Genomic DNA, 14,452 nt, shown 5'->3' with positions numbered 1-14,452 from the left:
AAAAAACCATAGGAGGAATTAAAAATGGTATATGCTGATTTGCTGATTTTAAACGGAAAGGTATTAACGGTTGATAAGGATTTCAGTATCAAAGAAGCTATTGCTGTAAAAGATGGGTTGATAATTGATGTAGGAAATACTGATGATGTAAAAAGGTTGGCCGGTCCTCAGACGAAAGTTATAGATCTAGAGGGAAAAACAATACTGCCCGGTGCTCATGATGCTCATATGCATGCGACCCTCACTGGAATTCTCATGAATCCTTCGTTTTTTAATCTATACTATCCAAATATCAAATCGCTAAAAGAGTTAAAGGCAAAGCTTGCTGATAGAGTAAAAAACACTCCTCCGGGAACCTGGATATGCGGTTTAGGCTGGAATACTGCTCTGATGGAAGAATTTGCAGGTAATCTACTTGCGCCTATTACAAGGTATGATTTGGATGAAGTATCACCTGACCATCCGGTATTCCTTATTCATTTCTCTTGTAATCAACTGGTTGCCAACAGTAAAGCAATTGAGTTGGCAGGGATAACTAAAGATACTCCTGGCAAAGGTGTTATAAAAGATCCTCAGACAGGTGAACCCACAGGAATGTTTGAGGGATTTCCTGCACAGGTATTGATCGGAAAATGCGCTCCTTTACCTTCAGTTGAAGAAATAAAACAATATATAAAGTTGTGTCAGGAGGAGTTAAATAGAAACGGTTACACAAGTCATACTGATGCAGGCTTGGGTGTAGGTGCTGACCATCTAATGGCCGGTTTGTGGGGATCTGTAGCCGTCGATGCATATCAGCAAATGAGCAGGGACAAAGAATTGACCTGCAGAGTTTCTATAGGTCTATTTCTATTCATTGATAGTATTCATAGCTATGAAAATATGTTAAAAGGCTTTGAAAAGACGGATTTGTCGAAATACAATGCTGATCCAAGTTGGGTTGGGTTGTGGTTGAAAATCCGGGCTGATGGGATGCCACTCAATTATACAATATGGATGGATAAAGATCAAAAATGCGGTCACCATGGGTCCTCTACTTTCCCTGGGGGAACAGACGAGGAACAATATAAAGACTTCTTAAAAACTATTAAATACCTACACAAGAATGGATGGCAGATTGGCGTCCATGGCATGGGAGAACTGACAGTCACTAAAAGTATCGATGCGTTTGTTGCAGCAATGGAAGAATTTCCGAATAACGATCCCCGTCACTATATTATACATGGTGAATTAATTACACCAGAACAGGCAAAAGTATGTGCAAAATATAATATTGGATTGTCTATACAGCCAACTAATGACTCAGTCCTCTTTAGCATTTATGATGAATTGTATACCTGGGAGGGGGGCCCCATTTCTGAAAACATGGCTCCATTCAAGATGCTTATTGATAGAGGGGTTAATGTTGCCGGAGGATCTGATGCTCCTGTTAGTATGCCGAATTGGAGACAAAGCGTACAAGCGGCTGTTACAAGAAAATCAATTTTAAACGGAGAGATATATGGTATAGAAAACGCAATATCTGTGGAAGACGGCATCAGGATGTTTACGATTAACGGAGCTATCCAGGAACATGCGGAAAAAAGTAGAGGTTCAATTGAAATAGGAAAAGTTGCTGATTTCCAGGTCCTTGGGCAAGATATTCTCACAGTAGACAAAGAAAAGATCGGTCAAATACCTGTACTTATGACAATTGTAGACGGTAAAATCGTTTATTCTGCCTAACAAAATAATTGTTTCAAGAGAGGATGGCACCAGAGTCAATTTTCGGTGCTATCCTCTCTTTTTTATGCCAAATATGTTAACGACAATTTTTTCCGGGTGGAACCGACCGGATATATCACACCGTTTCCCCTTTAGAAACATGAATATATGCATAGTTCTTGCGAAGTTGAGCAGACATAATTTATTGACTACTGTCATCTGACAGTTTAAAATTAAATAAAGGGGGGTTGTCCAAAATGAAAAGATATTCAATATTTGAACTTGCCGATGAAGCCCAAAAACATCAAATTAATTTAGGTACGAGCCCTGTTAGAACGATAAGGTATTATATTAATAAAGAAATTTTGGACAAGCCTAATATAGTGCAAATGGGAAAAAAAAGGGTTTCACAATTTGATGATGAACATTTATATAAGTTGAAAATCGTTGATTACTACAAAAAACAGGGACTAACGCTCGAAGAAATTAGAAAAACTCTTGAGGAACATATTTTTTGGTCAGATTTTGGTTTGGAGCATATAAAGAATTTTATGTCCGACATATATAATCCAAATCTATATAGTAAGACAAAACCAATAACAAGAGAAGCTTTAGCTTACTTTTTACTCAAACTAATTAAAAATAAAGATTTAGATAAAGATGAAGTAATTAAAATATTGAGAAAGTCTGTTGTTGATGCAAATGGCAAATCTGCAGCAGAAATACCCTTGTTAGATGGGGGTTTGTCCTTTGGATCCAAAAATAGTGATACGAAGAGCAGCTGAAAATGAAGAATATTATTTTGATTTACCCCATGCGCTTGAAGAGGCAGACAAGGACGCTATAACCGTGTACGATGTCGAAGAAGTGATGATTAAGGGTAAAATTAATCAAAAAAATCCATCCAAGAATAGGTATAGGTTGAGATATAAGGACATACAAATTGTTGTGGAACTTGTTAATTGTGAAGTTAACATTATTACCGTTATGAGAGAAGATAGGAGGGATAATTATGGCAAAAATCTGTAGATGTGGGGGGGAAACCTCAGTAAAAAACATAAAGATAGAAAGAAATATTGGTGGACGTCGTATAACTTTTCATAATGTGCCTGTGACTATATGTCAAAATTGCAATGAACAATACTTATCATCAAAAGTATTAAAACAGATGGACCGTTTACTAACAAAAAACTCAGAAAGCGATCAAATTAATTATAGTATAGATCCAGTAGAACAAAAATTATACCAAATATTAAAAAACTTAGAAGAACGCGATATAATACCTCCTAGAAATAAAGTGGACATGCCTATTTCGGTTTCAGACATATATTATGCTATGGATCGTATATCTAAATTGAGAGAAGAACAATTATATATATAGTAAAAGCGAGACCAAGACAAAAGGAAAAATAAAGCCGGTTATTATGCCCAAGAAACTTAACAAAGATTATGTCTTGTACAGGAGAAACCGAGGATAGGTAAATATTCCATCCTCGGTTTACTTTTTTGTCGCCCGTTGTTTTTTTTATCGCCGCCGATGTCAGTCGGAGGTTTCCCTAGTGCGTCCGGAATATTTGGTACTCATGTGTAGGAGTTAATTATTATTTATTGTAAGTTGGCCAGGAGCATATGTCGTTTCTGGTACTATCTTTTCTGACGAAGTTTGAACAAATTGCTAAAACAATGAACAATTTGTCTGATACAATGAGCAATTTGTTTATTGTTTGCAGTGACTATGCGGTTATAGGATCGACAGAAACTGACCTGCGTTTTCTCACCACACCAGAACGTTAATACTCCGCAACTTGTGTGGAGCATTTTAATTTTTTTTGTATTTCGATAGAATGGCATAAAAATTGCAAATTTTTTAATATAATTTTTTTTATTTAATTGGGACAACCGGCCAGCCATAAGCGCTTTAAAAAACGTAAAAGATTCCGATTTTTAATCAGACTGCCAGGTTGATATCCTACTGATAACAATTCTTTTGATGATGTCTTTATTTTAAAAATTATTAGCTGCAGGCTTCGAGGAGGTATTTTGCATGGTTGAAAAAGGAACTTGGGCCGTTAAAAAAGGCTTAGCGGAAATGTTAAAGGGCGGCGTGATCATGGACGTCACCACCCCCGAGCAGGCTAAGATAGCGGAAGATGCGGGCGCTTGCGCCGTGATGGCCCTGGAGCGGGTCCCGGCGGATATCCGGGCTGCCGGGGGAGTTGCCAGGATGGCCGACCCCACCATCATCCAGCGGATTATGGATGCCGTAACCATCCCTGTCATGGCGAAAGCGCGCATCGGCCATTTTGTCGAAGCGCAGATCCTGGAGTCTCTGGGCGTGGACTACATTGACGAAAGTGAAGTGCTTACCCCGACCGACGACACCCACCATATCAACAAGCACGTCTTTAAGGTGCCCTTCGTTTGCGGCGCTAGAAACTTGGGTGAGGCGTTGAGGAGGATCGGCGAGGGAGCGGCAATGATCCGGACTAAGGGAGAGCCCGGCACCGGTAACGTTGTTGAAGCCGTCCGGCATATGCGGATGGTAATGGGTGAAATTCGCCGGGTTCAGAATTTACCTAAGGAGGAACTAATGTCGGCGGCCAAGGAAATGGGCGCACCGTATGACCTGATGGTGCAGGTTGCCGGGTTGGGGCGTCTGCCCGTGGTAAACTTCGCCGCAGGGGGTATCGCTACTCCAGCAGACGCCGCGCTGATGATGCAGCTGGGCTGCGATGGCATCTTTGTAGGGTCCGGCATATTCAAGTCCAATAACCCTGCAGTCCGGGCCAAGGCTATTGTGGCTGCCACCACCCATTACAACGACCCGCAAATCCTGGCAGAGGTATCCAGGGATCTGGGCGAGGCCATGCCCGGCCTGGAGATAGCCACCATTTCACCAGAGCAAAGGATGCAGGACCGCGGGTGGTAGGTTTCAGTTGTCCGAATAATTTAAAAGATTTGGTCCGGAAGCAAATAAAAGCATATCGTTAATTGTAGGCTCTCGGGAGTTAGAGTTGTTCTCGTGCCACAAGCGGTAGGAAAAGCCGCTTTTGCTTGTAGGAATTAGACATCAGACCCAGGTTACGTTATTAATGTCCCAAATATTTGCAGCGAGAGATCTCGTAAAAATAATTTGACATCGGAGGTAAAAATAAATGATTGTATACGGGCCGGTGCCATCAAGACGCTTACCACAGTATTGGAATAAATAATATTCCACCGAAGACCTGCGATATTGTCAATGATCTTTTAAGCATTTCATCTGTACACCCGGTTCGAGAAGATATTGTTAACGAAATTCTCGAAAAAAGGAATGTAGATAAAGCAGTGATAGACGATCTGCTAAAACGGGATATGATTGTTGAGTTTTTGTATGAAGGAAAAAAGTTTTACAGAAAAAACATAAAAAAATAAACAAAAAACATAAGGAGACGGCTTAACCGGAAAAAATCGAGAAGCGCTTAATTCTTTAACCTTTGCGTAGAGCAAAAAAATTTACGGGCATTACAAATTAGATCTTCTAAAAATGTAATTTCCTTGCAGATGAGATAGCGCTGTAAATTTAAGTGAATCTTGTGTGGTGGCAAAATGTCCACCTTTATTTTTTGGCTATATACCTGATAGCACACGATAAAAGTGGCATATCAGTTAAGAAACTGGAACAAGACCCCGAAGTCAGTTATCCCAAAGTTGATTTTGGCTTATCTTTTCTAATAGATTTTAACAAATTGTATTAAACAAACTGTTCACAGTAAAGGACAATTTGTTTACTGTTTGCTCAGCGATATACAGTAAATTGGCCCAATGGGAACTAACTAATGTTTTCTCACTTGTGTAATAATATAATCGCTTCACTGTTTTTTTTTGCATAATATATATATATTTATGAGGATTATTGAAAAATTGGCATATCAATTGCTTGATTAGTTAGTATAAGTTTTTTAAGGTGACAAAATTTTTAAAGGGAGGTGGAGAAAGAAGATGAGTGACGAGTGATTGATATTAACAATAATTGAAATTAGTCTAGTAGTGAAATCGAAATTACGGGAAGAAAAATAGAAATTAGAGTTGCTGTTATAAACTCAAGAAGTGAAGATCTTTGCATTGAAACTATTCAACTGGATGGACTCAAAAGTGGAGAAGTACTTATCCGTATCGTAGTATCATACAGCATGGTGGCACGAGGATTAGATAATCTTTTTGTTAAAAAGAGATATAGAGAATAATGAGCAACGTGTTTAGCGAATTCTCTAAACAGTATATCGACGGCGAATGGCAAAACGGCAGCAGTCAAAACTGGTCATGATTTGGAAACAGGTTCTACAAGCAAGCCAGTATTGAAGTTGGCTTAATTTTTCTAAAATCACTCCGATTTGCATGTTCCCTCAGGGACTTGTAAACAAAGGGTATGAAGAGCAATTTTCATGCCTGCCATTGTGCAAAGGAGGAGATACCTTGATTAAGTGTGTCTTCTCCTTTTTGTGTGCGCTAGATTTATAAATTTAAATATTAATAACGGGAGGTTCTGGTATGAAGATTTTACGCATTAACATGACCGATTTGAGTGTATTAGAGGAAGTGGTACCCCAAGATTATGTCGGCTTGGGGGGGAGGGCATTAACTTCAATGATAGTTGCAAATGAAGTTAGACCTACCTGTCATCCCCTTGGGCCAAACAATAAGCTGGTTTTCGCCCCGGGATTGCTTACTGGAACAATGGCTCCTAACACCGGTCGCTTGTCTGTAGGAGCAAAGAGCCCTTTAACAGGGACAATTAAAGAGAGTAATGCTGGGGGAACATCGTCACAGAAACTAGCTAAATTGGGGATAAAGGCCTTAGTGATCGAAGGGAAACCAACTGGGGAAAAGTTTTACACTATTAAGATTGACAAAAATGGTGCATCAGTTGTTGAAGAAAACGAAGTGGTCGGGTTAGGAAACTATACAGCATTTAAAAAACTATCTAGTATGTACGGTGAGAAGGTTGGGGTTATAGGCATTGGTCAGGCTGGAGAGGCTAAGATGAGCGCAGCCAATATTTCTGTTAAGGATCTTGATGGTAATATACGAAGCGCCGGTCGTGGTGGTCTAGGTGCTGTTATGGGCTCTAAACAAGTTAAGGCTATTGTCATTGATGATAGAGATGCAGAAGGTTTGGCAATTGCCCAGCCTGAGAAGTTTAAAGAAGCTGCCCGTCGTCTGGCAAATAACATAAAAAAGCATCCCGTAACCGGTGAAGGCATCCCTACCTATGGAACTAATGTAATGGTAAATATTATTAACGAGGCCGGGGGACTGCCAACCAGGAATTTCCGAACAGGTCGTTTTGACGGTGCTCAGAAAATATGTGGGGAAACGATGTATGATACAATTGTTAAACGTAACGGCAAACCGACACATGGCTGTTGTACAGGTTGTATTATTAAGTGTTCTCAAGTCTACAATGATGCAGAGGGCAATTATGTGACTTCCGGATTTGAATATGAAACAATTTGGGGCTTCGGTGCCAACTGTTGTATAGATAATTTAGATGACATTGCGCGAATTGATTGGCTGTGTGATGACATTGGCATCGACACTATTGAAATGGCTGCAACTACTGCTGTTGCCATGGATGCAGGCATAATAAATTTTGGTGATGGTAAAGCTGTAATTCGTTTATTAGAAGAGGAAGTGGCTAAAGCTAGTCCGCTAGGTAGAATTTTGGGAAATGGTGCCGATTTGACTGGTAAGGCATATGGGATAACAAGGGTACCAACTGTAAAAGGGCAGAGTATTCCCGCATATGATCCCCGGGCTATTAAGGGAATGGGGATAACCTATGCAACATCCACTCAGGGTGCCGATCACACTGCCGGTTATACAGTTGGTACTAACCTTTTAAAAATTGGTGGAGAAGTCAATCCTTTAGGCAAAGCAGGTCAGGTGGAATTATCTAGAAACTTGCAGATAGCAACCGCTGCTTTAGACAGCACAGGATTGTGTTTGTTTGTTGCCTTCCCAATATTAGATTTTCCGGATACTTTTCAGGCAATTGTAGATCTAATCAATGCACAATATAATTTAGAATTAACCTGTGATAATGTAAATGAGCTTGGCAAATTAATAATTAAAACAGAAAAAGAGTTCAATAAAGCTGCTGGTTTTTCTAATGCACATGACCGCTTACCTGAGTTCTTGAGTGAAGAATGTGCTCCACACAACACTACTTGGGACTTTACTGGTGCAGAAATTGATGAGTTATACAACTTCTAATAATGGTTCTTAAGAAATGACTTGACACCCCCAAATTGGTCACCTGATATTAATAGCTCTTAGTATCATATAATTTCAAAAGATAATTAGCTTGAGCCTCGATGACCTGGAGCCTCTGCAGGCTGTGTTTCCAAGGGATAACGAGATGTGGACTAAGACATATCCCTATGCCAGCCAGGCTAACTAACACAGCCTGCGCTCCAGGTTAAGGGTCTCTGCTTCAATAAACGGCTAATATGCCTGTAATTATATTCACCGGTCTGTTAATATATTGCTGATATACTGTGGCCCGTTATCCGAGCGTATCACCGGCTTGGTTGTTTCCCCAACATCCTTTGAATTAGAATACCCCAAATCTTGCTTGGTGTACAAGTGTATAATACTTGGCGCTTACCTAACAACTGCTTTTTAGTTATCCCAACCCACAAAATCCCTCATGCAAATAAGCTGAGGAGTTTTTTAAATATATAGAAAATTCCACTAGAATGTGAAAAAAGGATGTATTATAATGAAATTATATAAGTATTGAAGATGGCTTAATTTTTCTAAAATCACTCCGATTTGCATGTTCCCTCTGGGAATATGCAAACGAAAGGTATGAAGAGCAATTTTCATGCCTGCCATTGCGCAAAGGAGGAGATACATTGATTATCTCCTCCTTTTTTTGTGTGGTATCCCAAGCATATGTCGGCTTGTGGAGAAGGGCATTAACTTCAATGTAGTTGGCAGTGGAATACAACAGGTAACCGCAGCAATTGAGCAGACATCATTCTGGCGGATTTAACGAACAATATGGCAACCGCCAAAAACGAGGTGATTGGTTCGGTAACCGTAGGAAGGAGGTTAATCTATGCACAAAGATTTAATTCGGGCGAGAGACGAATTTCTTTCTATTGGACGAGTTACATCCAAAGTTCCACCGATAATTTCTGAATCGTGGAAAAGAAGTTTATCATACAATGTAAATCCGCATTTATGTAAATCGCCTAAAGTGCTCAGTTCAACGGAAATACAAGTGCTGAAAAAGTCAAGTTTACTAGTTCATGCTTTTCAGGCAGTCATCCCCAAAATAGAATCGTTCTTTAATAATAAATACTCAGTTATTTTAGCTGATGATAAAGGAAGGATTCTTAGTGTGTTCGCCAAGGACGGTCTATTAGAAATGTTAAAATCCGTAAATACGGTTCCGGGATCGGTATGGAGTGAGGAGTTGTGCGGAACAACTGCGTTTGGCACCACGCTAGTGGTCGGTAAGCCGATTACCATCCATAGTGTGCAGCATTTCTGTGAAACATGGCATATTTTTTCCTGCGCTGGTATCCCGATTTGCCATCCGATCAATGGAAAGGTGATTGGTGTACTGGATCTAACCTGTCTTCCGCAAGATTTTCCTTCCAATGCATTGATTTTGATAGCAGCGTTGGCAAAAAGCATGGAGATCGAAATTTTCGGTCAATTCCAGATTCATAAACTTTTTCTTGAGAACGCTTACTTAGAGAAAAAAACGCGGATTGCAGATGATTTGCTTGTTGCTGTCGATATCGATGGTCAGATTGTGCTAAGTAATGATTCTGACACCATCCCTTATCGTTCTTGGATCGACCGATTCGATTGGTCTCATTACTTCCAAACGCGTGTAGCGCAATCGGAACTTTCCCCACCATCGGCGCACGAAGAGCATCTCCTATCTTTTTTGCCTGATCTTTCGGATGGTTGTCTTCAATTGGTATATTACCAAAATCGAATTATCGGTGCCCTTATCCAGATGCGGCGTCAGCACAAACGCACCGGCAAGGTGCACACTATTAAATATAAACCGCAATCCAGTAGTGAGATTTCGTTAAACCCTATATTGTCAACGGTAACCGGCTCGACATCTGAGGCAATTGTCGGCAAATCACCCCGTTGGCTGAAAATGATGAAAAAATTGAAAAAGATCGCAGTGCGAGATACGATTGTGCTTTTGATAGGAGAAAGCGGAACAGGTAAAGAATTACTTGCGCAATATATACACCACAACAGCTTAAGAAGGCTCAAACCGTTTATCGCCGTCAACTGTGCCGCATTTACCCATGATCTGGTAGCGAGCGAGTTGTTTGGATATGCACCAGGGACGTTTACAGGCGGTCTGAAAGAGGGTAAAAAAGGGCTTTTTGAGGCAGCGAATGGCGGCACACTGTTTCTTGACGAAATAGCAGAACTTCCCCTTTCTACCCAGGCGATGCTGCTCCGAGTGCTGCAGGAAAGACAAGTTACCCGCATTGGCGAATACCGTCCCCGTTCACTGAATATCCGGGTGGTTGCTGCTACCAATCGGGAACTGAAGCAAGCGACAAAAGAAGGGAAATTTCGCTTGGATCTCTATTACCGTTTAAATGCTGTAGAGTTAAAAGTACCCCCGTTGCGGGAACGGAAAGAGGATATCGTAACGATGGCAGAGTATTTTTTGCGAAAGCATAGAAACGGTCCGTTTGTCAATCGTTTGATGCCGGAGACGGTAGATATATTGCTTTCGTACGATTGGCCTGGAAATGTAAGGGAACTGAAAAATGCGATAGAACATGCCGCTGTCTTTTCTGACGATGACCGTATCTTTCCATGTCATTTACCAGACGCGTTAGTGGAATCTACAGAATCAAAAAATGAAAGCACAAGCGTGGAGCCAATTACCTCATTTGGAGAGCGATGCTTGGAAGTCCTCGACGGTGAAAGGAGTGAAATCGAGATGGCCTTATATGAATGTCGTTACAATATAACGAAGACGGCCAAACGGTTAGGGATTTCACGGGGAACGCTGTATAAAAAAATGAAACAATATCAAATTACATGTTAGGCTAGTCTTTATCGTCGCCACCCTAGCGGGCTGTGGCAGAGCGAAGGATCTTTATAAATTTGCACCGTTGATATCGCTGAGTTGGTGCCGTTCGTTTTAACAAGGTCTAAGGCCAACCAGTAATAAACTTCGATTCCCGACACAAGGGTATTAGGTCCACTAAAATTTTAGGCCACTATGAAAAGTTTATGCCTGAAACCCTTAATTCCGATGCTGTTTCATAAATTTAATATTGTCCCTGTCTTTATAACCCTTTGATATTGGGGTTTTAAAAGGTGGCTCAGTATACCATAGCGCAATAATTATTTTACCGTTATTCACCGGCACCTCTAAATCGTAGCGTAACCATTTAGTTGAAGTTTTTAACCAATTAGCCCTTTTTTTCTACAATTTAGGACAGTACTATTGCCGGGAACCTTAGGTTTGATTTATATTCTGAGTAAAGAATAGTGTGGGAAAAAAGGTATTTTTACTTAATAGAGAGAGAGAGCACTCTCTCTCTATTAAAGGGGGTAAGTATGCTACAGGCATTTGAAAAGCTGTCTCCAGATAGACAACAGGCTATTTTAAACGCTGCTGCCAATGTGTTTGCGGAGGAAGGATACCATTTTGCGCGAATCTCCAAAATTTGTGAGAAAGCTGGGATCTCTAATGGAGCTCTTTATAAATATTTCAAGGATAAGGAAGATTTGTTTTTAGCGGTAGTGGATAACTGCGTTTATCTCCTTGAAAATGAATTGTTTTCGACAATGACCGTTAGCAGAAAATCAATTTTTGATTCAATAGGTAGCTTTTTAACTGCAAATGTTCAGTTTAACAAAGAATATTGTGACTATTTAAGAATCTACTGCGATTTAGGTTCACCTTCAATGGGAAGATTTGCGGCAAACGCCTCTAAAAAAATTGAAACTATGGCAAGTAGGTACACTATCAAACTAATTGAGGAGAGTAAAAGCCGCGGAGAAATAAATAAGAATATCAGTAACGAAGCGGCAGCTTACCTGATTGACAGTTTTACGACCTTCTTCGCTTACTCGCTCGTTTGTGAATACCACTCCAATAGGTTTGATTCTTTCTATTCGGCATCAGGAAGAAGGTTTTCCGTGGACGAGAGAATGCAGATCATCTTAGATTCTCTTAGGCAGGCCCTTAACATAATTATTTAGTACAAAATACTTGAGAAGATTGGCCGGTCAAAGGTGAAGTTACCCCAGGGGATACTTGCCTTTGTCCAGTATATAACATGAAGGAGAGAGAGCGTTCACTCTCAATGTTATAAAGTAATTGGCTAGAATATTTTCTTGACGACGGGAAGGGAGGTTTATTGTGCTTATTATTTTAGGACATTATGCAAAAGTTTGGCAGTACCGAGTATAAGCATGATTTTCGAATAGGGAGGGGGTTTTGTTGGGTAATGTTGCTGATGAGCTGGAAAAAAAGGAATTGATTTAAAAATGATAGCTGTGAGGGTAAAAACAATTATGAAATTGCGTTCCTAGTGTCTGGTAGGGATCAGACCGTTGAGCTGCCAGCGGTTTAGTGACGTTATGATGTCAGACAGGTCCGTGATCCAGAGCTTAGTAATAATGGACCAGTCCTTGTTTACGAGAACTAGTAGTCCACCGGCATAGTATTGTTGCAGTTGTTCGATGATATAGTTTTGGTACGTTTCATGCGGTTTTAAGACAAGAGACTATTTTATATAATTAAGGAGGAAAAGAGTTCTATGAAAATTACAGCTGAAAGTAGTATGGCAAGGTTTTCAGAAAAATTCAAAATTTCCAGGGAATTTACAGAGAAATGCAGAAAAAAGGTTCCCAACGGTTACAGCAGGCAGACCTTTAATTACGGGCCTCATGCAATTTTCGTTGACCATGGTGATGGGGCGTATATTTACACAATTGATGGACATAAGCTGCTTGATTTGAATAACAATTTTTCGGTTAGTATCCTTGGTCATAATAATCCCGCGATTAACAACGCCATTAAGGATGTCCTTCCAAAAGGTTTTTCATTGGGAAATCCTATGAAGTATGAGAGCAAATTGGCGGAGATTATTTGCTCACGTATTGAATCCGTTGAAAAGGTCAAATTTTCATGTTCAGCCAGCGAATCCTGTATCAGTGCAGCTAGAATCGCAAGAGGATATACCGGAAAAACTAAGATAGCCAAAATGGAAGGCGGATATCATGGATTTATTGAAGATCTTTGTGTATCAGCACATCCCGATCCTTCTATGGCTGGCCCTGATGATCGTCCTGTTCCTATGGCTGACTCTGGGGGAATTAACTCTTATATTGTTGAAAACACTATTATACTGCCGCAGAATGACCTTGCAGCTTGTGAGAAGATTCTGAGAGAGAATGCTGCCGATATAGCATGCCTCTTTATGGAACTGCAATCAGGAGCCGGCGGTATCGTTGTGCTGGATCAGGAATTTGTTAAAGGCATTCGTGCCCTAACAGAAGAGCTTGGCATCGTGTTGATTTTTGATGAGACAATCACCTTGCGGATTAACTATCATGGAATGCAGAGCTTATATGGAGTAAAGCCGGATCTCACAATAATGGGAAAAATTATTGGTGGAGGCCTTCCTCTAGGTGCAGTAGGTGGGAAAGCTGAAATTTTAGAGGTCCTCGAAAAAGGTATCGTTGGAATTTCCGGTACACACCACGGTAATAACCTTGCCGCCGCAGCAGGGATAGCCTGTCTTGAAGTTATGGATGAGGCTGCCTATGATAGATTAAACGGGCTTGCCAAACGAATTAAAGATGAACTCAATGCATGGTCCAATCGGAAGAATTATCCATTTATGGTATACGGAGAAGGCTCATATATTGCGTATGCATTCACAGACAAAAACGGAAGACAAATAACAACCCACAGAGACTTTTGGAGATATGCAAATAATGATGCCATCTTAATTTTCGCATTAGAAGCAGCTACACGTGGATTCTTCCCGGTACATCGTGGACAGCTCGCTCTTTCAACACCAATGACCGATGAAGACATCGATAGTTTCATAGCCACAACTAAGGAGATTGTCGACGGGATATTGAAAAACTAGGCTTGGTGAGATCTATGTTATACAATGTCTCATTATAAAACAGGATGGCACCCCCATGTTTGCTCGCGCAAAAAAGTCCGGAGAGTACCTGTAAATAGTTAACAGCCGAAAAGAAAAAGGCAACATAAAACTATTGGTGGAAACCCTAAACACATAAAAAACGTGCCTGACCGCAAAACCGATGTTAAAGATGCTGAGTGGATCGCTAAATTACTTCGCCTTAAAGATTAGTAAACCGAATAAAGATGATGCTGTTTACCAGTATATGCTTAAGAAAGAAACTGAAGGGAAGCCAAAAAAAGTTGCCAAAATCGTTGCGTTAAATAAGTTCCTGCGTATTTACTATGCCAGAGTGAAAGGGGTGTATGTGGCAGCCTGAATGACTCATTTAAGTCCAACAGGCCAGTTGCCTTTTATTAGCAGGATTATCCATATGATGGCAAACCTTTTTGGCAGCGATGACAAAAATGAATATATTGACAATTAGATTATTAAAACACTTTTAGAACGATTATAAAGAGAAAGATTAAGGCCGTGGACCGCTGTAATATAAGGATATAATAGGAAAGTCTCTGACTGTGCATACATCGACA

The 14,452-nt window shown here is 40.4% G+C and carries 10 protein-coding genes, 1 pseudogene and 1 riboswitch; all 11 genes and pseudogenes read left to right on the top strand.

Features of this window, described 5'->3' with window-relative positions; all coding sequences use genetic code 11:
• Positions 1-24 precede the first annotated feature (24 nt).
• Positions 25-1,725, top strand: coding sequence for an amidohydrolase (locus DESGI_RS13905; protein WP_006520842.1), 1,701 nt, complete (start codon positions 25-27; stop codon positions 1,723-1,725).
• 236 nt (positions 1,726-1,961) lie between these two features.
• Positions 1,962-2,489 carry a MerR family transcriptional regulator gene (locus tag DESGI_RS13900; RefSeq protein ID WP_006520843.1) on the top strand — a complete coding sequence of 176 codons (528 nt, stop codon included), beginning with the start codon at positions 1,962-1,964 and terminating at the stop codon, positions 2,487-2,489.
• A complete protein-coding gene (locus DESGI_RS13895) occupies positions 2,455-2,733 on the top strand; it encodes a DUF4258 domain-containing protein (protein ID WP_006520844.1) in 279 nt (92 codons plus the stop codon). The genes DESGI_RS13900 and DESGI_RS13895 overlap by 35 nt, the downstream gene beginning before the upstream one ends.
• Positions 2,717-3,085, top strand: a complete 369-nt coding sequence (locus DESGI_RS13890; RefSeq protein WP_006520845.1) for a YgiT-type zinc finger protein — start codon at positions 2,717-2,719, stop codon at positions 3,083-3,085. The genes DESGI_RS13895 and DESGI_RS13890 overlap by 17 nt, the downstream gene beginning before the upstream one ends.
• Positions 3,086-3,748: 663 nt before the next feature.
• A complete protein-coding gene (gene pdxS, locus DESGI_RS13885; RefSeq protein WP_006520847.1) occupies positions 3,749-4,633 on the top strand; it encodes a pyridoxal 5'-phosphate synthase lyase subunit PdxS in 885 nt (294 codons plus the stop codon).
• A gap of 230 nt (positions 4,634-4,863) precedes the next feature.
• Positions 4,864-5,118: a hypothetical protein gene (locus DESGI_RS13880; RefSeq protein WP_006520848.1), complete on the top strand. Its 255-nt coding sequence runs from the start codon at positions 4,864-4,866 to the stop codon at positions 5,116-5,118.
• A gap of 940 nt (positions 5,119-6,058) precedes the next feature.
• A riboswitch (molybdenum cofactor riboswitch) is annotated at positions 6,059-6,167 on the top strand.
• A 67-nt stretch (positions 6,168-6,234) separates the two neighbouring features.
• Positions 6,235-7,959, top strand: a complete 1,725-nt coding sequence (locus DESGI_RS13875; protein WP_006520849.1) for an aldehyde ferredoxin oxidoreductase family protein — start codon at positions 6,235-6,237, stop codon at positions 7,957-7,959.
• A gap of 850 nt (positions 7,960-8,809) precedes the next feature.
• Positions 8,810-10,792, top strand: coding sequence for a sigma-54-dependent Fis family transcriptional regulator (locus DESGI_RS13870; protein ID WP_006520851.1), 1,983 nt, complete (start codon positions 8,810-8,812; stop codon positions 10,790-10,792).
• Positions 10,793-11,310: 518 nt separating this feature from the next.
• Entirely contained in the window at positions 11,311-11,958 is a 648-nt protein-coding gene (locus DESGI_RS13865) for a TetR/AcrR family transcriptional regulator (RefSeq protein WP_006520852.1), read from the top strand.
• 560 nt (positions 11,959-12,518) lie between these two features.
• Positions 12,519-13,859 carry an aspartate aminotransferase family protein gene (locus DESGI_RS13860; protein ID WP_006520853.1) on the top strand — a complete coding sequence of 447 codons (1,341 nt, stop codon included), beginning with the start codon at positions 12,519-12,521 and terminating at the stop codon, positions 13,857-13,859.
• A gap of 244 nt (positions 13,860-14,103) precedes the next feature.
• Positions 14,104-14,238: pseudogene (locus tag DESGI_RS25720) on the top strand (IS110 family RNA-guided transposase); the annotation flags it as partial.
• Between the last annotated feature and the right edge of the window lie 214 nt (positions 14,239-14,452).

This window comes from Desulfoscipio gibsoniae DSM 7213 (assembly GCF_000233715.2).
In the GTDB taxonomy this organism is placed as follows: Bacteria; Bacillota; Desulfotomaculia; order Desulfotomaculales; family Desulfallaceae; genus Sporotomaculum; species Sporotomaculum gibsoniae.
Note: the sequence above shows the minus strand (reverse complement) of the source record. Positions and strands in the feature narration are given on the sequence as shown.

What these genes read in the sequence shown, in the direction of transcription:
- DESGI_RS13870 (WP_006520851.1), top strand. Translation starts at nt 8,810, where the DNA reads ATGCACAAAGATTTAATTCGGGCGAGAGACGAATTTCTTTCTATTGGA.
- DESGI_RS13890 (WP_006520845.1), top strand. Translation starts at nt 2,717, where the DNA reads ATGGCAAAAATCTGTAGATGTGGGGGGGAAACCTCAGTAAAAAACATA.
- DESGI_RS13865 (WP_006520852.1), top strand. Translation starts at nt 11,311, where the DNA reads ATGCTACAGGCATTTGAAAAGCTGTCTCCAGATAGACAACAGGCTATT.
- DESGI_RS13875 (WP_006520849.1), top strand. Translation starts at nt 6,235, where the DNA reads ATGAAGATTTTACGCATTAACATGACCGATTTGAGTGTATTAGAGGAA.
- DESGI_RS13905 (WP_006520842.1), top strand. Translation starts at nt 25, where the DNA reads ATGGTATATGCTGATTTGCTGATTTTAAACGGAAAGGTATTAACGGTT.
- DESGI_RS13900 (WP_006520843.1), top strand. Translation starts at nt 1,962, where the DNA reads ATGAAAAGATATTCAATATTTGAACTTGCCGATGAAGCCCAAAAACAT.
- pdxS (WP_006520847.1), top strand. Translation starts at nt 3,749, where the DNA reads ATGGTTGAAAAAGGAACTTGGGCCGTTAAAAAAGGCTTAGCGGAAATG.
- DESGI_RS13860 (WP_006520853.1), top strand. Translation starts at nt 12,519, where the DNA reads ATGAAAATTACAGCTGAAAGTAGTATGGCAAGGTTTTCAGAAAAATTC.